General features: G+C 72.5%; 6 protein-coding genes, 4 pseudogenes and 1 CRISPR repeat array (1 of these 11 only partly in view). Of the genes and pseudogenes, 3 read left to right on the top strand and 7 right to left on the bottom strand.

The genetic code is table 11. The annotated features are described in order from the left end of the window. The 3 genes in view from ACGF12_RS14705 to ACGF12_RS14715 are tightly spaced (at most 34 nt apart) and all read left to right on the top strand, a layout consistent with a single transcriptional unit that may run on beyond the window. Positions 1 to 7,567 carry the 3' portion of an amino acid adenylation domain-containing protein gene (locus tag ACGF12_RS14705; RefSeq protein ID WP_393028881.1) on the top strand. Its footprint begins 13,949 nt before the window's first position, so only the last 7,567 of its 21,516 coding nucleotides appear in the window; the start codon falls outside the window, past its left edge; it ends in the stop codon at positions 7,565 to 7,567. Beyond that, on the top strand, positions 7,564 to 10,800 hold the full coding sequence (fabD, locus tag ACGF12_RS14710; RefSeq protein WP_393028758.1) for an ACP S-malonyltransferase: 3,237 nt from the start codon (positions 7,564 to 7,566) through the stop codon (positions 10,798 to 10,800). Before ACGF12_RS14705 ends, fabD begins: the two co-directional genes overlap by 4 nt. 34 nt (positions 10,801 to 10,834) lie before the next feature. Then, the gene (locus ACGF12_RS14715) at positions 10,835 to 12,058 is read left to right on the top strand and encodes a cytochrome P450 (protein ID WP_393028760.1); all 1,224 of its coding nucleotides are present in this window, start codon (positions 10,835 to 10,837) and stop codon (positions 12,056 to 12,058) included. Positions 12,059 to 12,371: 313 nt separating this feature from the next. Here ACGF12_RS14715 and ACGF12_RS14720 read toward each other — a convergent pair whose 3' ends face one another. From ACGF12_RS14720 to ACGF12_RS14750, 7 genes and pseudogenes are all read right to left on the bottom strand, one after another. Further along, a complete protein-coding gene (locus ACGF12_RS14720) occupies positions 12,372 to 12,968 on the bottom strand; it encodes a restriction endonuclease (RefSeq protein WP_393028762.1) in 597 nt (198 codons plus the stop codon). A gap of 602 nt (positions 12,969 to 13,570) precedes the next feature. Continuing rightward, positions 13,571 to 13,705 (bottom strand): annotated as a pseudogene (locus tag ACGF12_RS14725) (exodeoxyribonuclease III); the annotation flags it as partial. Positions 13,706 to 13,939: 234 nt separating this feature from the next. Then, positions 13,940 to 15,038, bottom strand: a pseudogene (locus tag ACGF12_RS14730) (integrase core domain-containing protein). A 9-nt stretch (positions 15,039 to 15,047) separates the two neighbouring features. After that, complete coding sequence (locus ACGF12_RS14735; RefSeq protein ID WP_393028766.1) at positions 15,048 to 15,482, bottom strand: hypothetical protein; 435 nt, start codon at positions 15,480 to 15,482, stop codon at positions 15,048 to 15,050. 109 nt (positions 15,483 to 15,591) lie between these two features. Further along, positions 15,592 to 16,008: pseudogene (locus ACGF12_RS14740) on the bottom strand (ABC transporter ATP-binding protein); the annotation flags it as partial. Then, positions 15,998 to 16,144: pseudogene (locus ACGF12_RS14745) on the bottom strand (helix-turn-helix domain-containing protein); the annotation flags it as partial. The pseudogenes ACGF12_RS14745 and ACGF12_RS14740, both read right to left, overlap by 11 nt. Before the next feature lie 108 nt (positions 16,145 to 16,252). Next, positions 16,253 to 16,526: direct repeats of the CRISPR family, unit length 29 nt; unit sequence GTGCTCCCCGCCGACGCGGGGGTGATCCG. A 157-nt stretch (positions 16,527 to 16,683) separates the two neighbouring features. After that, positions 16,684 to 17,487, bottom strand: a complete 804-nt coding sequence (locus tag ACGF12_RS14750) for an exodeoxyribonuclease III (RefSeq protein WP_393028768.1) — start codon at positions 17,485 to 17,487, stop codon at positions 16,684 to 16,686. Positions 17,488 to 17,595 lie beyond the last annotated feature (108 nt).

Here is a 17,595-nt window from a genome sequence, read left to right on the forward strand (position 1 = left end):
CGGGGCCGAGTTCTTCCTGCGGGACCACGTCGTCGGCGGCGAGCTGGTGCTGGCCGGGGTCGCCTACCTGGAGATGGCCCGGCTCGCCGGTGAACTGGCCTTCGGGGAACGCGTCCACGGCGTCGAGGGGCTGACCTGGGCGGCCCCGGTCCGGCTCCCCGTGACCGGGGGCGAGCACCGCCTGACGGTCGGGATCAGCGGCGACCGCACCGGGGCGTCCTTCGAGGCGCGGACCGCGGACGGCGGCGGGTCGCCGCACGTCCACGGCACCCTGCTGCTCGGCGCGGCGGACGGACGCCCCGCGCCGGTCGACCTGGCCGGCGTGCGCGCCCGCTGCCCGCAGGTGCACAGCGGCGCCGACTGCTACCGGGTCTTCTCCCGGCTCGGCTTCGACTACGGTCCGAGCTTCCAGGCGATCGAGGAACTCGTCGTCGGGGAGCACGAGGTACTGGCGGCCCTCCGGCTGCCCGCGGAGCGGGTCGCCGACGCGAGCGACTACGCCTTCCACCCGTCGCTGCTCGACGCGGCCCTGCAGACCGCGGCCCGGCTCGCTCCGGGCGCGCAGGACCCGAGCGACCCGGTGCCGTACCTGCCGTTCGCGCTCGGCTCGGTCCGGCGGTACGCCGAACTGCCGGAGCTGATGTACGCCTACGCCACCCCCTCGACGCGTCCGGCGGCTCCCGGCACGCTCTGCTTCGACGTGGCACTGCTGGACCGGAGCGGCGACGTCGTCGTCGCGATCGACGGCTTCACGCTCCGGGCAGTGCCCGCCCGGGCCGAGTCCGTCCAGGACGCGGTGTCCGCCTTCGAACCGACCTGGGAGCCGGCCGCCGCCGCCCCGCGCGCGCTGGACGGAACCGTGCTGATCCTGGACGCCGGTTCCCAGGGGGCCGCGGTGAGCGCCTCCCTGACGGCCGCGGGTGCGGCCACCCGGCGAATCGAGTTCGGTGCCGGGTTCGACCCGGCGGCCGCGGTCCGCGTCGACGGGCCGGGAGCGGTCCGCCACGTGGTGCACCTGGCCGGCGAGGACGGCGAGCCCGGCAGCGCGGTCGAGCACGGCTTCCACACGGCCGTGGCCTTCCTGCAGACCTGGCAGCGGGAGCGGCGCGGCGCCCTGCGCTACCTGTACGTGCACCGGGATCCGGCCGACTCGCCGGCCCACCCGGCGATGGCCGCCTTCGCCCGTTCGGTGCGCAGGGAGCACCCGGCGGTCGACTTCTCCGCGCTGGCCGTCGCGGGCGGCTCGCTCGCCGACGCGGTGGTCGCCGAGCTCGGTGTCCAGGGCGAGCCCGAGGCGCGGACCGACGACGGGGTGAGGAGCCGCCGGGCGTGGCGCCGGGTGAGCCTGCCGCCCGCCGGCGAGCCGGTGTTCAGCGGCCCGGGAGCCCACCTGATCACCGGTGGCACCGGCGCGCTGGGCCTGCTGTTCGCGGAGCACATCACCGCCGTCCGGCGCGCCGCCGGGGTCACCGGTGGCGGGATCGTGCTGACCTCCAGGACCGCTCCAAGCCCTGCGGCCCGGGCCCGGATCGAGGCCATCGGGGCCCGTGTGGTGCAGGCCGACGTGGCCGACCCGGACGCGGTGCGCGCGCTGCTCACCGAGGCCCGCCGGGTGCACGGCGGGGTGAGCGGGGTGCTGCACGCCGCGGGAGTGCTCAGGGACGGCCTGCTGCTCCGGAAGGACCGCACGGACGCGGCGGCGGTGCTCGCCGCCAAGGTGCACGGGACGGTGCTGCTGGACGACGCGACCCGGGACGACCCGCTGGACTACTTCGTGCTGCTGTCCTCCGCGGCGGCGGCCTTCGGGAACGTCGGCCAGACCGACTACGCCTTCGCCAACGCCTTCCTCGACCACTTCGCGGACCGGCGGGAGCAGCAGCGCCGCAAGGGGGCACGGCAGGGCCGCACCCTCGCCGCCGCCTGGCCGGTCTGGGCCGACGGCGCCATGCGCACGGACGCCGCCGGCACCGAGTACATGACCCGCGAGCTCGGCATCCGCCCGCTGCGGACCCGATCGGCGCTGGACGCGCTCGATCGCGCGCTGGCCGGTTCCGCGCCGCGGTTGCTGCTCGCCCCGGGCGACCCGGTCCGGATCCTCGCCGCGCTCAACGCGGCGGCGCCCGAACCGGAGCTCCCGGCCGCCGCCCGGCAGGCCGCCGTACCCCGGGTCCGACCGGACGCGCGTGCCCGGGCCGAGCAGCTGGTGCTCGGGCTGATGGCGGAGGAGCTGAAGCTCCCCGAGGAGGAGATCGCCCTCACGGAGTCGTTCGACAACTACGGCCTGGACTCGCTGATCACGCTGAGCGCGACCCGGCGGCTAGAGGAGCGCTTCGGCCCGCTGTCGAAGACGCTGTTGTTCGAGTACGTGACGGTCAGCGAGCTGGCGGAGCATCTGCTGGCCGAGTACCCGGACGCGTTCACCGAGTCCGAGTCCGAGTCCGAGGTCGGATCCGACGCGGGATCCGTGGTCGGCGCCCCGGCCCGCGCCGAGGACGAGCCCGTTGCCGCAGCAGTCGTCACCCCGGCCGCCGTCGAACCGGCGCGGCCCGCCGGTGGCAGCGGCGACATCGCGATCATCGGAGTCGCGGGCCGTTACCCGCAGGCCGACGACGTGGACGAGTTCTGGCGCAACCTGCGGGCCGGCCGGGACAGCATCGAGGAGGTGCCGGCCGACCGGTGGAACCACGACAGGTTCTACGACCCGGATAAGTCGGCGACCGGACGGACGTACGGCAAGTGGGGCGGTTTCGTCCGCGGCGCCGACCGCTTCGACCCGCTGTTCTTCCGGATGTCGCAGATCGAGGCCGAGCACACGGACCCCCAGGAACGGGTGTTCCTGGAGACCACCTGGCACCTCCTGGAGGACGCCGGGTACACCCGTGAGCAACTGCGCGGCTCCCGCACCGGAGTGTTCGTCGGCATGATGTACGGCCAGTACCAGCTGTACGGAGTCCAGGAGGCGCTGCGCGGCGAGGGCCTGCCCCCGCACTCGTCCTTCGCCTCGGTGGCCAACCGGGTGTCGTACTTCTTCGACTTCTCCGGGCCCAGCGTGGGCGTGGACACCATGTGCTCCTCCGCGCTGGTCACCATCCACCAGGCCTGCCTGGCCATCCGCAACGGCGACTGCGACGTGGCGGTTGCCGGCGGGGTCAACATCACCAGCCACCCGGCGAAGTACCTGCAACTGGCGTGGCGCGGGTTCCTCGCCGAGGACGGGCGGTGCCGCAGCTTCGGCGAGGGCGGCACCGGCTACGTGCCGGCCGAGGGGTCCGGCGCGGTCCTGCTCAAGCGCCTCGACGCCGCACTCGCCGACGGCGACCGGATCCTGGCGGTGGTCAAGGCCTCGGCGGTCAACCACGGCGGTACGGGGCGGGGGTTCAACGTGCCCAATCCCAGGGCGCAGGGCGACCTGGTGCGGGCCGCGCTCGACCGTGCCGGGATGCGCCCGGGCGACCTCGACTACATCGAGGCGCACGGCACCGGCACCGCACTCGGCGACCCGGTCGAGATCACCGGCATGCTGCGTGCCTTCCAGGACGACCTGCCGCAGCGGCTTCCGATCGGCTCGGTCAAGTCCAACATCGGACACGCCGAGTCGGCGGCCGGGATCGCGGCGGTCACCAAGGTGCTACTGCAGATGCGCCACGGTGAGCTGGCCCCCTCACTGCACGCGGACCGGCTGAACCCGAACATCGACTTCACGGCGACCCCGTTCCGCGTCCAGAGGGAGCTGGCGCCCTGGCCGCGCCGCCTGGGTGCGGACGGCACGCCGCAGCCCAGGACCGCGGGAGTCAGCTCCTTCGGCGCGGGCGGCACCAACGCCCACGTCATCCTCCAGGAGTACGTCGCCGAGCCGCGGCAGACGGCCGTCCCGGTCGGTCCGCAGCTGGCGGTGCTCTCCGCCCGGGACGGCGGCCGGCTCGCCACGCAGGCCCGCCGCCTCGCGGCGCACCTGCGCGCGGAAGGGGCGGGGGCGGCGCCGGAACAGGTCGCCTGGACCCTGCAGCGGGGGCGCGAGGCCATGGCGCACCGCTTCGCGGTGCTCTTCCACGACCTCACCGAGCTGGCCGCCCGGCTGGACGAGTTCGCCACCGGAGGCGCGCCGGCCGGCAGCTGGTCCGGGGTGGTCGACCCGCGCAAGCCGCTCCCGGGCGACCGGCTGCCGGCCGACCCGGCGGCGTACGCCGCCGCCTGGACCACGGGCCGGCAGGTCGACTGGTCGGCCCTGCACGACGGGGAACTGCCCGGCCGGGTGGCGCTGCCCGGCTACCCGTTCGACGGTGAGCGGGTCTGGCTGGCCGCCGCCGACGCCGAGCTGGCCGCCCTGGACGCGGACTGCGGTTCACGCGGGCTGCTGCTGACCAGGCAGTGGGCCCCCGCCGAGCCCGCCGGGCGCGCTGACCTGCCGGGCCGCACCGCCGTGCTGACGGTGCCCGGCACTGAGGCCCTGGCCGCGCGGCTCGCCGCCGTGCTGCCGGCCGTCGAGGTTCTCGACACCGCCCGACTCACCGCCGACCTCGCCGACCCCGGCACCCGCTGGGACCGGTTCGACGCCGTGGTCGACCTGGCCGGCTGCGCCGACCCGGCGACGCCCCCCGCGCACGACCTGCTGCCCGACTGGCTGAGCTGGCTGCAGCACCTGGTCGACCGGGGCCGGCGCGGGCTCTGCGCCCTGCTGGTCTCCCGCGGCGCGGCCTCCGACGCCGAGGGCTCGGCCGGTCTCCGCGGCGCGGCCCGGGTGGGCCTGTACCGGATGCTCCAGAGCGAGTACCGCCACCTGCGCTCGCGCCACGTGGGCATCGAGTGGAACACCTCGGACGAGCAGCTGTGCCGCTGGGTGGCTGACGAGCTCGGCAGCACCGACGAGCCGGCCGAGATCGCCTACCGCGACGGCGTCCGGCACCGGGCCGAGCTGCGGGAACTGCCGAACGGCCGGTCCGCCGCACCACGGTTCCCGGCCGACCACGTGCTCTGGGTGACCGGTGGCACCCGCGGCATCGGCCTGCTGACGGCGCGTCACTTCGTTGCCCGGCACGGCGTGCGCAAGGTCGTCCTCACCGGTCGCGAGGAGCTGCCGCCCCGGGAGGAGTGGACCGCGCACATTGCCGCGGACACCCCGCTCGGCCGCAAGCTGCGCCCGCTCGCCGAGTTGGCGGACCAGGGGATCGAACTGGAGGTCCTCGCCGTGGCGTTGGAGGAGAAGGAGGCGCTGGCCAAGACCCTGGCCGAGGTCAGGCGCAGGCTGGGCCCGGTCGGCGCGGTAGTCCACAGCGCCGGGTTCACCGACTTCGAGAATCCCGCGTTCGTGCGGAAGCCGCAGGCCGGCATGGACCGGGTGATCGGCCCGAAGGTCCTGGGCCTCGACGCTCTCGTGGAGTGCTTCCGGGACGAGCCGTTGAGCATGTTCGTGCTGTACTCGTCGGTGGCCGCGGCGATTCCGGCGCTCGCGGTCGGGCAGAGCGACTACGCGCTGGCCAACGCCTACCTGGACGCCGTGGCCGAGGCCCGGCCGCACGGGTTGCCGCTGGTCAGCGTGGAGTGGCCGAGCTGGAAGGACACCGGGATGGGGGAGGCGCGCACCGCCGCCTACCAGGCTTCCGGGCTGGCCGCGCTGACCGATGAGCAGGGCTTGGAGCTGCTGGAGCGGGCGCTGGCGAGCGGTGCCCGGGTCGTCCTGCCCGCGCTGCCCCGACCGGACGCCGACTGGCGGCCCGAGCGGTTGACGGACCGCCGACTGGATTCCGCCCCGCCGGCGCCCGCCGCGCCGACGCCTGCTGTACCGACGCCTGCTGTACCGACGCCCGCCGTGCCGGCACCCGCCGTTGCGGGCCCGGTCGTGGCGGCCGGGTCCGGCGCCCTCGGCAGCGCCGTCGACGCGGCGGCCTCGTGGCTGCTCGACCGGGTGGCGGAGGAACTCCATTTCGACCGCGCCAAGTTGACCGGCGACGTGCCGATCCACGACTACGGCATCGACTCGATCCTGGTCAGCCAACTGGTCCAGGACACGGGAAGGTTGCTCGACGTGTCGGTCGACCCGTCGGCGCTGCTGGAGCACCCGACCGCGGACGAGTTCGCGCGGTACCTCGCCGATGAGCACCAGGAGGAACTACTCAGGGCCTTCGGCCCCGCCACGCCCGGCGGCGCCGCGTCGGACACCCGGCCGACCCCGGCCGAGGCCACGCCGGTCCCCGTCGCACTGCCGGTGCCGCAGTCGGGCGGCACCACCGGCGACATCGCGGTGGTCGGCCTGTCCTGCAGGTTCCCCGGCGCCGGGTCCGCGAGCGAGTACTGGGAGCTGCTGCGGCATGGCCGTTCAGCGCTGCGGCCGATCCCCGAGCAGCGCTTCGGGCGACCGATCGGCTACCACGCCGGACTGCTGGACGAGGTGCTCCGCTTCGACGCCGAGTCGTTCCTGCTGTCCGAGGCGGACGTCGCGGCCATGGACCCGCAGGCGCTATTGCTGCTCGAGGAGGTCAACCGGGCAGTGCACCACGCCGGCTACCGGCCGGCCGAGCTCAAGGGCCGTCGGATCGGGGTGTACGTCGGCGGCCGGACGGCCCACGTGCCGGACCGGGCGCGGGTGGCCGGGGCGAAGAACCCGGTGGTGGCCACCGGCCAGAACTACCTGTCCGCCAACATCTCGCAGTTCTTCGACTTCCGGGGCCCGAGCCTGGTGGTCGACACCGCTTGCTCCTCCGCCCTGGTGGCGATGGAGATGGCCGTCCAGGCGCTGCGCGCGGGTGCCGTCGAGTCGGCCGTGGTCGCCGGGGTGAGCCTGCTCGGTACCGACCGGCCCTACGAGGTCTTCGGCCTGCGCGGCCTGCTCAACCCGGGTGCCGACTTCCACCTGTTCGACCAGCGGGCAGCCGGGCTGATCCTGGGCGAGGGCGTGGGTGCGGTCCTGCTGAAGCCGCTGGCCAGGGCCGAGGCCGACGGGGACCGGGTGCTCGCCGTGCTCAAGGCCGTCGCGACCAACAACGACGGCCGGACCGCCGGCCCGGCCACGCCCAATCCCCAGGCGCACCGGGAGGTCATGACCGAGGCCTTGGTGGCCAGTGGCCACCGCGCGCAGGAGGTCGGCTGGTTGGAGGCCAACGGCTCCGGATCGACCATCACCGACCTGCTGGAACTGCGGGCGGTGGAGGCGGTCTACCGAACCGGCTCCGCCCAGCCGCTCGCGCTGGGCTCGATCAAGCCGAACATCGGCCACCCGCTGGCCGCGGAGGGGATGGCCGCGTTCATCAAGGTGGTCCTGATGCTGGACCACCGGGAGCAGGTGCCGTTCCGCTCCGGGCAGGTTCCGCTGGAGCACTTCGACCTCGCCGCCTCGCCGCTGTACTTCCCGAGGGAGCCGCAGCCGTGGCCCGAGGACGCCGGGCTCGCCGCGATCAACTGTTTCGCCGACGGCGGCACCAACGCCCATCTGCTGCTTGCTCCCGCACCGGTCGGCCACGGTCCGGTCAGGGAGCCGCTGCCCGAACCCGAGCTGAACCGGAGGGTCGTCATCCGAGGAACCGTTGAACCCGCGGCTGCGGCCGGGGGCCTGTTCTGGGACACCTACCGATGACCGGGCCGGTGTCGTCCCCGGGCCCGGCCGCGGCCGGATCCCTGCCCGTCGTGTTCATGTTCTCCGGGCAGGGCTCGCAGTACTACGGGATGGGCAAGGAGCTGTACGAGGCCAACGAGGTGTTCCGCACAGCCCTGCGGCGCTACGACGCGGCGGTCGCCGAGGAACTCGGCGAGTCGGTGCTGGCGCGCATCTTCGACCCGGGCAAGCGGCGCAGCCACCCCCTGGTCGACACCCGGATCACCCATCCGGGGATCGTCATGATCGAGCTGGCCCTGGCGGAGGCCCTGCGGGCGGAGGGCGTCGAGCCCGACTACGTCCTCGGGTCCAGCCTCGGCGAGTACGCGGCGGCCGTCGTCGCGGGCAGCCTCGATCCGTTCGACTGCCTGCGGCTGCTGGCGCGGCAGGCCGACGCGCTGCGCGCCGGTCCACCGGGCGGGATGCTGGCCGTGCTGGCCGGGCCGGAGACGCTGGAGCTGGTCCCCGAGTTGCGCGAGTGCGAGCTCGCGGCCCGCAACTATCCGGGCAACTTCGTGGTCGCGGGCACCGAGGAGGCCCTGGCCCGGGCCGAGGCGGCCCTGCTCGCCGCCGACGTGGTGCACCTGCGCCTGCCGGTCGAGTACGGCTTCCACTCCCACCTGGTCGACCAGGTGCTGGAGGAGTGCCGCAGCGGGTTCGACCACGTGACGCTGGGGCCGCCGCGGATCCCCTGGGTGTCCTGCGTGGACGGCCGGCCGGTGACCCGGGTGACGGCCGAGCACTTCTACCGGGTCGCCCGTCAGCCGATCGACTTCGAGCGGGCCATGGCCGACCTGGGGGACCGCGGTGAATTCTGCTACCTCGACCTCGGTCCCTCGGGCAGCCTGCACAACTTCGTCCGCAACATCCTCCCGCGGGAGGGCGAGTGGGAGTCGATGCCGCTGCTCAGCCCGTTCGAACAGGATGTCAGGCTGTTCGAGAACGCCCGGCAACGTGCCGCCCGCGAGCGGCCGAGAAAGGTACCCGGTATGAAGGTCTACGGATTCCCCGGGCAGGGTTCGCAACGGCGCGGGATGGGCCGGGAGCTGTTCGAGCGGTTCCCGGAGCAGACCGCGACGGCGGACCGGGTGCTCGGCTACTCGATCGAGGAGTTGTGCGTCCGCGATCCGCAGCGCCGACTCGGCCGGACCGAGTTCACCCAGCCCGCCCTCTACGTGGTCGGCGCGCTGAGCTACCTGGACCGGGCCGCCCAGGACCCGGTGCCGCCGGACTACCTCGTCGGGCACAGCCTCGGCGAGTACGCGGCGCTGTTCGCGGCCGGCGTCTTCGACTTCGAGACCGGGCTGCGGCTGGTGCAGCAGCGCGGTCGGCTGATGGCTGGGGCCGGTGGTGGTGCGATGGCCGCGATCATCGGAACCGACGAGAAGACCGTCACGCGGGTGCTCGCAGGTCCCGACTTCGCCGGCCTGGACCTGGCCAACTACAACGCCATGGACCAGTTCGTCGTCTCCGGCCCGCCCGAGCAGATCGACGCGGCCTGTGCCGCATTCGAGGCCATCGGCGCGCGGGCGGTCCGGCTCCACGTCAGCGCGCCGCTGCACTCGCGCTACATGCGCGGCACGGCCCAGGAGTTCGCCGCCTACCTCGACGGATTCACGCTGCACCCGCCGCGGATCCCGGTGATCGCCAATGTCGACGCCGAGCCGTATCCGCCCGGGCTGGTCAAGGAACGGCTGGTGGCGCAGATCGCCGCACCGGTCCGCTGGACCGAGACCGTGCGCAAGCTGATGGCGCACGGCGACTTCGAGTTCGTCGAGCTCGGCCCCGGCCAGGTGCTCGGCAAGCTGGTGCAGCGCATCAAGGCGGGCTCCGGGCCGCTCGCGGCGAGCCCGGCCACCGCGCCAGTTGCCGTGCCGACCGCCGTGCCGTCGCCGTCGGCCGCACCGGCGGTTGCCGGGGCCGGTGCTCGGCTGATCAGTGCCGACTCGCTCGGCGCCGCGACCTTCCGTGAACGGTACGGCCTGCGCCGGTCCTACTTGGTCGGCTCGATGTACGGCGGGGTCAGCAGCGAGGCACTGCTGCGCTCCGCGGCGAAGGCCGGCCTGCTCGGATTCCTCGGGGTCGGCGGGCTCCGCCTGGACGAGGTGGACCGTCAACTGCGCGTCCTCTGCAACGACCTGGGGCTCGGCGGTGCCTTCGGCGTCAACCTGCTCCATCGGCACGGTGCCCCCGAGGAGGAGGCGGCCCTGGTCGACCTGCTGCTCAGGCACGGCGTCGCGCTGGTGGAGGCCTCCGGCTTCTCCCTGATCACCGAGAACCTGGTCCGGTTCCGACTCAAGGGCGGCCGGATCCTGGCGAAGGTCTCCAGGACCGACACCGCCGCCGAGTTCCTGGCGCCGCCGCCGCAGCGCCTGGTCGCGCGGTTGCTCGCGGCCGGCGCGGTGACGCCGCAGGAGGCCGCCGCGGCGGAGTCCCGCCCGATGGCGGACGACCTGTGCGTCGAGGGGAACGGCGGCTGGCTGCACGGCACGGCCGAGCCGCTGACGGTGCTTCCGCAGGTGCTCAGGCTGCGCGACGCGGCCGCCCTGCCCGGCCGGCCGCCGGTGCACGTCGGCTGCGCCGGCGGGATCGGCAGCCCGGAGGCGGCTGCCGCGGCCTTCGTGCTCGGCGCCGACTTCGTGCTCACCGGATCGGTCAACCAGTGCTCGGTGGAGGCGGCCACCAGCGACCGGGTGAAGGACCTCCTGCAGGAGGCGCGCGAGTACGACGTCGACCTCGCCCCGTGGGGTGAGCAGTTCGAACTCGGGTCACGGGCAAGCTATCTGAAGCTCGGCCAGTTCTTCCCGGCCCGCGCCGCCCGGCTGTACGATCTTTGGCAACGGCACACCTCGTTCGCCGAGATCGACCAGAGCACCCGGACCCGGGTGCTCGAGCGGTACCTCGGTGGCGAGCAGCCCCCGCCCGTGGCAGCAGGCCCGGACCCAAAGGCGGACATGGCCGCGCTGTTCCGCGAGTACTTCGCACGCGGACTCCGACTGGCCGTGACCGGAGACGGCGCGTCCACGGTGGACTACCTCGTCCACTGCGGGCCGGCCATGGGCGCGTTCAACCACGCGGTCGCCGGGACCGAGCTGCAGCCCTGGCGCAACCGCACGGTCGAGAGCATCTCCGACACCCTCATGGACGGCGCAGCCGCTCTCCTCGCCACTCGGCTGCGGACCTTCCAGCAGAACCCGAACCAGCACGGCAAGTGACCACAGGAACCACGGAACAGGACGACGCAGGACGATGACCGAAGAACCGCAGAACCCGCCAGTGATATTCAACCCGTTCACGCCGGACTTCATGGCGGACCCCTACCCGCACTACGCGGAGGTGCGCAGGCACGCGCCGGTTCACGAGCACCCGGGCGGCTTCTGGATGCTCTCCCGGTACGAGGACGTGCTCGCGCTGGTCCGGTCCGGGCTCTCCGTCGAGCAGCGTCACGTCGCGCCCGGACCGTTCCGCGACGCCTACACGAACGCCGGTGTCACGGACGACCCGAGGCTGAAGGGGCTCGCCCTGCTCGACCGGGACCCGCCGGACCACACCCGGCTGCGCAAGCTGGTCAGCGCGGCGTTCACCATGCGCGCGATCAACGCCATGGAGCCGCAGATCCGCTCCCTCGTCGACGACGCCCTCGACGGGATCGCCGAGGCCGGCGGCGGCGACCTGGTCGAGGCGCTCGCGTTCCCCCTGCCGTTCACGGTGATCGCGCGGATGCTCGGCATGCCTCCCACGGACAACAAGCGGCTGAAGGAGCTCACCAGCATGCTGATGCGCTCCGTCGAACCGACCACCGACCCCGAGGTGATGCGGGCCGTGGAGGCGGCCGACGCGGAGATCTTCGAGATGGTCGGCGAGGCCGTCTCCTGGAAGCGCGGCAATCTCGGCGACGACCTGCTCAGCGCGCTCATCACGGCCGAGGAAGACGGCGAGAGCCTCAGCCACGACGAGCTGATCGCCCAGGTCGCCATGCTCTACATCGCAGGTCACGAGACGACCGTCAACCTCCTCTCCGGCGGCGCCCTCGCCCTGCTGCGCAACCCGGACCAGCTGGAACTGCTGCGCGCCAAGCCCGAACTGGAGCAGAACGCGATCGAGGAGTTCCTGCGGTACGACTCGCCCGTGCACAACAGCAGGCGGATCACCCTTGAGCCCTACCAAGTCGGCGGGTACGAGATCCCCCCGGGCTCCTTCATCCTCGCCAGCCTGGCCGCGGCCAACCGCGACGAGGACTTCTTCGGGCCCGACGCGGCAGAACTGCGCATCGACCGCGAGAACGCCCGCCGCCACCTGTCCTTCGGCAGCGGCATGCACATGTGCATCGGTGCGGCGCTGGCCCGCATCGAAGGCTGGGTGGCCATCGGCGAACTGGTCCGCCGCTTCCCCGGCCTGAGCCTGGACGGCGAGGTCGAGTGGAACGGCCTGCTCAGCCTGCGCGGAGCAGCCCGCCTGCCGGTCCGCGTGTGACCTGCGGCCGCACCCGCTCCTGAACTGCCGGCGCGGGCCGCTCCGACGACCCCGCCCCCGAGCGCGGACCCCACGAAGTGCCGGTCGAGCTGGATCTCGATCGGCACTTCGTGTCCGCACCTCGCCAGTGCGGAGACAACCTCTGTACAGCCATGGGCTGGCCGGTCCGGGGTGGCGCACTTCTACCACGGCAACCGCCCCGTCGGTCTGGACGGGCGCCCGCTGCTCGGCGTCCCCGCCCGTCCCGGGCTCCGGCCGGCGACCGGCACCCAGCGCGACGGTCTGCACGCCTCCCCGCTCATCGCCGAGGAACTCACCGCCGCATCCTGCACGGCCCCGGTGCAGCGGACAGTTGACCGCTGTTCAGGAGCCGGGGGCGCGAGCGGTCCCCAAGCCGGCGCCTGGGATTGCGGACGGGCAGGCGCAGCAGTTCGTGGAGGGCGACGCCGTGTTCGGCCCACACGCGGAGGCGGTCGCGGCCGACCCAGTGCATGTGGTGCTTGTCGCCCCAGACCTTGGCGTCGCGGGTGAAGGAGCCGTTGGTGACCACCATCGCGATGTCGGCGCCGTGGACGGGGCCGGCGGTGCCTTTGACCTGGTACATCACCTGGGAGCCGACCTTCCTGCCGACCTTGGTGTGCTTCGCCGGCACCACGATCCGGCCCAGCCACGGGTGTTGACCGATCACGTCGGCGGCCTGGTCGCCCTGTCGGCCCACTTGCCGCGCCGTCCAGCCGTCACGGGCCAACAGGTCCCGCAGCGCGGACTCGAACTCCCGGTCATCCAGTCCGTCGATGCCGCCCAGGCTCGGCCGCAGGCCGGCCAGCCGCGCCACGCGCGCCCGGCCGGTGGTGAGGCGCTGCGCCCGCCACACTGCCACGCCGACGAGACCCGCGGCGGCAAGAGCCACGAGGACGGGCCAGTGCCGTACGGCGGCTCGGGCGGCGACGGTTGCGTCCTGAACGAGGAGGACGGCGACGGCCAGGGCGGTGACGACTGCCGCGGTGAGCTCGCCGGCCGGTTTCGCCGTGAGCTGTACGAGTGCTTGACGTTGCGGGCGGATGCCCTGTTCGAGCTCACGGACGCGGTGTTGTGCACCACCGGGCCGGTGACGTCCCCGTTGGACAGCTGGAGGTCCAGGTCGCAGCGCAGCCGCTCGCGCAGGGCCGTGAGGTCGGCCAGCGGAGCCTCGCGCAGCCACGGCTCGGGCACTGCGAGGCTGAGGTCGGCGAAGCTGGCGCGGACGGCGTCGGTGTTGACGGTGCTGGTTTCGACCAGGGTGCCGTCGAATCGAAGATGGCCGCCTCCGGCCCCAGGGCGCTGGAGTGTTGACAATGTTATCGGAACCGGCGATCGACTCACTTTGTAAAACGCTCCAGCGGGTAAGTCCGCTGGAGCTTGAGGTCGGTGTCGCGTCGGCCTGCAGATGAGAGGGAATTCTGGCACGGCTGGATTTATGGGCCTCCGGCTGCCTCTCAGCGCTGCTAATAACTATCGCTGATTGTCAGCCAGTTAGCCGAGATCGAACACGGCGGTGACGGGTGCGTGGTCGGACCAGCGGTCGGCGTGGGTGGCCGCCCGCTCGACGTAGGCTTCTACGGCCTTGTCGGCGAGATTCCTGGTGGACACGATGAGGTCAATCCTCCAGCGGATAGACGCCTTTTTGAAAAAGGTCCACCCGTTCGAGTGTGAAGTGTCCGAGGGTGTCTGCTGGCCTGGGCGGTAGGGGGCCTCCTGTGAGCATCATGACGGCTTCGGCGCCGGTTCGGGCGGTGGTGGGTTCGCGTGTCTCGGACACGCACGGGGATACGGGCAAGGTGTCGCACCTGGTGCAGGCGGAGTCGGCGACGCTGCGCTTGCCGAAAATGTCATCCGCCCTGTTCAGGCTGCATGTTGGTATTCGTGGAGGAGGCCGCCGAGTCGGTCGGTTCGGCGTATGTCGAGGCGGGCGATCTGCTCCGGGTTGTCGATCGGCCGGGGAAGGGCGCAGAGGGGTCGGTCGTTCGCGATGCCCTGGTGCGGCCTGTGAGAGTTGTAGAACTTCTCGAACTCCCGTAGGGCGTGGAGTAGGTGCCGTTCGTTCCAGATCAGGGTCCGGTCCAGCAGCTCTCGGCGGCAGGTCTGTACCCAGCGCTCCATGAGGGAGTTCATGCGGGGGATCCGGACGCCGCTGAGGACGACCTGGATCCCCGCGTCGGCGAGGACGGCGTTGAACAGTTCGGGGAACTTTCCGTCCCGGTCCCGGATTCATGTAGCGCGGCCGGGAGCTGGCGTCTTCGAGGTCCATGACGAGGTTCTTTGCGGCCTGCGTCACCCAGGATGCGGTCGGATGTGCGGTGGCGCCGAGGACCCGGATTCGTCGGTTGGCGTGCTCGATGACCGCGAGCACGTACAGGCGGGCTCCGGACAGGGTGACCGTTTCGAAGAAGTCGCAGGCGAGGAGTGCGTCCGCTTGGGAGCGCAGGAAGTCGGCCCAGGTGTTGGAGGTCCGCTCGGGTGCCGGTGGTATACCGGCCTCCTTCAGGATTTCCCACACCGTGGACGCGGCCACTTTCACCCCGAGGACGAGCAGCTCGCCGTGCAGGCGCCGGTATCCCCACTCCGGATTCTCTGCGGCCAGGCGCAGGACCAGGGCGCGGATGGAGCGCACGGTGCGCGGTCGGCCTGGGCGCTTCGGCCGGGACCGGGCAGCGTGACGGCGGGCGACCAGGTCACGGTGCCAGCGCAGTACGGTGTCGGGCCGCACCAGCAACCGCATCCGACGCAGCACCTGCGTCGGCAGTCCCTGCAGCAGCGCGGCCAGGACTGCCCGCTCGCTTGCTACGAAGCGGACCCGCTGGCCGCTCAGCTGCCGCTCCAGAACGCTGATCTGATGGCGCAGAGCCAGGATCTCCACGTCCTTCTCACGGTCGCTCATCGGCAGCAGCCGCAGCAACGCGAACGCGTTCGTCACACCCAGGTACGCCAGTCGTAGCAGCACGGTCGATCATCATGTCGCGGAGCTCGTCGGCTCTGCCAGAGCGCCTATCCGACTGACGAGGTCGGCGCTTGTGTACCCTGCCTCCCACCAGGCCGGATGAGGTTCTCGGTAAGGGCAGGGCTGCTGGGACTCGTCCTTGATCCACAGTCCGGGCACGCCGATGGCCTCGCCCAGCCGAGGCGCCGGGCGGCAGGGCGTCCGCACGGTGATCCCGGAGTCGAGGAAGCCGCGGGAGACGAGCGGCAGGAAGTCGAAGTACGCCTGCTCCGGGTCCGCGTGGTCGTGGCGGGTGGCGGTTGCCAGGGCGGCGTACCGGGGTTCGAGCGCGCCCGAACACGAGGGACATCGGTAGACGGGAGCGGGCGCGAACTCGGCTCGGCAGAGCACGCAGACCAGCGTGAACTTGCCGGCAGCGCCGGTCGGCTGCGCGGTGGGCGAGGCCATGGCGAGGGTCCTTTCACTGCGGTGCGGGGCTGGCGGTTCGGGGCGGAACGGCAGGAACGCCCCCCGTGGACACGGGAGGCGTTCCTGGTGGCGTGCGGTGGCGGGGGAGTCAGCCCTCCCCGTTCCATGATCGCCACAGTGCCGCGTAGGACCCGCCGGCGGCGACCAGGTCGTCGTGGGTGCCCAGCTCGACGATGCGGCCCGACTCCATGACGGCGACGCGGTCCGCGTCGTGGGCGGTCTGCAGCCGGTGGGCGATGGAGATGACCGTCCGGTCCGAGCGCACGGCGGCCATGGCCCGCTCGGCCTGCCGCGCCGTGGTCGGGTCCAGCAGGGAGGTCGCCTCGTCGAGGATCAGCGTGTGGGGGTTGGCAAGGTGGACCCGGGCGAGGGTGAGCTGCTGGGCCTGGGCCGCGTCGAGTTCGAGGCCGCCGACCCCGAGTGCGCAGTCCAGCCGGCCCGGGAGGTCGCGCACCCAGTCGGCCTCGACCAGGGCGAGCGCGGCGAGGATCTCGTCGTCGTCGGACCGGCGGCCGGTCCGAGGCCAGGGCCCGCGCCACAGTGCCCCGGGAGATCCCCAGATGCCGGGCCACAGCCCGCGCCGACAACCCCTCCGCGCGATGCAGCCGCCGGATCTCAGCCCAGTCCTCCACCCCGATCACCTCTTCCCTCCTGACTCCAGAACCTGTGAAGTCAGGATGATCAAGAGATCACGCAGTGACCCGCTTTTGATCCGCCGTCCGTGGCCCTCGTTTCACCCGTTGCCGACAGTGCTCCCCGCCGACGCGGGGGTGATCCGGTGATCAACTTCGCGAGGGCGGGCCAGGAGAAGTGCTCCCCGCCGACGCGGGGGTGATCCGCATCACGCTGGGGCCACTCTGCTGTTGTAGAGGTGCTCCCCGCCGACGCGGGGGTGATCCGCCTGGGTCCCACGACCGCTCTCGCTCTCGGCGGGTGCTCCCCGCCGACGCCGGGGTGATCCGACGGTCTTCTTGACGATGATGAAGGTCCCGGTGTGCGCCCCGCCGCCGCAGGGTGATCCGCCCGGCACGGCGAGGACGGCGACGCCGGCCCGGTCTGGGTGCGGCCGGGCGGTGCGCTTCACGCGATCGGAAAGTCAGGAGCTCTGGGCGGCGAGCGGTTGCTCTCCCCGCCCAGGGCTCCTACGGCGCACGGGCGGCCTCGCCAGCCCGGTGGGCGGTCAGAAGTCGTGGTTGTACACCACGGTGACGGGGGCGTGGTCGGACCAGCGCTCGGCATGGGTGGCGGCTCGCTCGACGTAGGCCTCGACCGCCCTGGCGGCGATGCCGGGCGTTGTACAATGCAGGTCGATCCGCCAGCCGGAGTCGTTGTCGAAGGCGCGGCCGCGGTAGGACCACCAGGAGTAGGGGCCGGTGCGGTCGGGGTGGAGAGCGCGGACGACGTCGACGTAGCCGGCCTCGTCGTAGACGCGGGAGAGCCAGGCGCGTTCCTCGGGGAGGAAGCCGGCGGACTTCTGGTTGGCCTTCCAGTTCTTGAGGTCCTCGGGGCGGTGGGCGATGTTCCAGTCGCCGCAGACCACGACCTCGCGGCCGTCGGCGGCGGCGCGGGCGCGCAGGGCGGTGAGGTGGTCGAGGAATTCCGCCATGAAGCGTTCCTTCTCGTCCTGGCGCTCGGTGCCGACTTCGCCGGAGGGAAGGTAGAGGCTGGCGATGGTCAGGCCAGGCAGGTCGATTTCGACGTACCTGCCCGAATTGTCGAATTCCTCCGACCCGAATCCGATGACGGTGCGCTGCGGCTCCTGGCGGGAGAGGACGGCGACGCCGGCCCGGCCCTTGGTGACGGAGGGGGCCCAGACCGCGTGCCAGCCGTCCAGGTCGCGCAGTTCGACGGGCAGCTGCCCGGGCTCGGAGCGCACCTCCTGGAGGCAGATCACGTCCGCCTCGGTTCCGGCCAGCCATTCGACGAAGCCCTTCTTGGCCGCCGCCCGGATTCCGTTCACATTCACACTCGTCACCACGATCACCCGGGCAGCCTACCGACTGGCCTCGCCCGCGCCGAAGCGTGACGCGCTGCCGCAGGCGGTGTCGGGCCGCCGGAAAACAGCTGTCGTGAACGCGGCATGAACCTCCGC

This window comes from Kitasatospora sp. NPDC048296, from assembly GCF_043201815.1.
Classification (GTDB): Bacteria; Actinomycetota; Actinomycetes; order Streptomycetales; family Streptomycetaceae; genus Kitasatospora.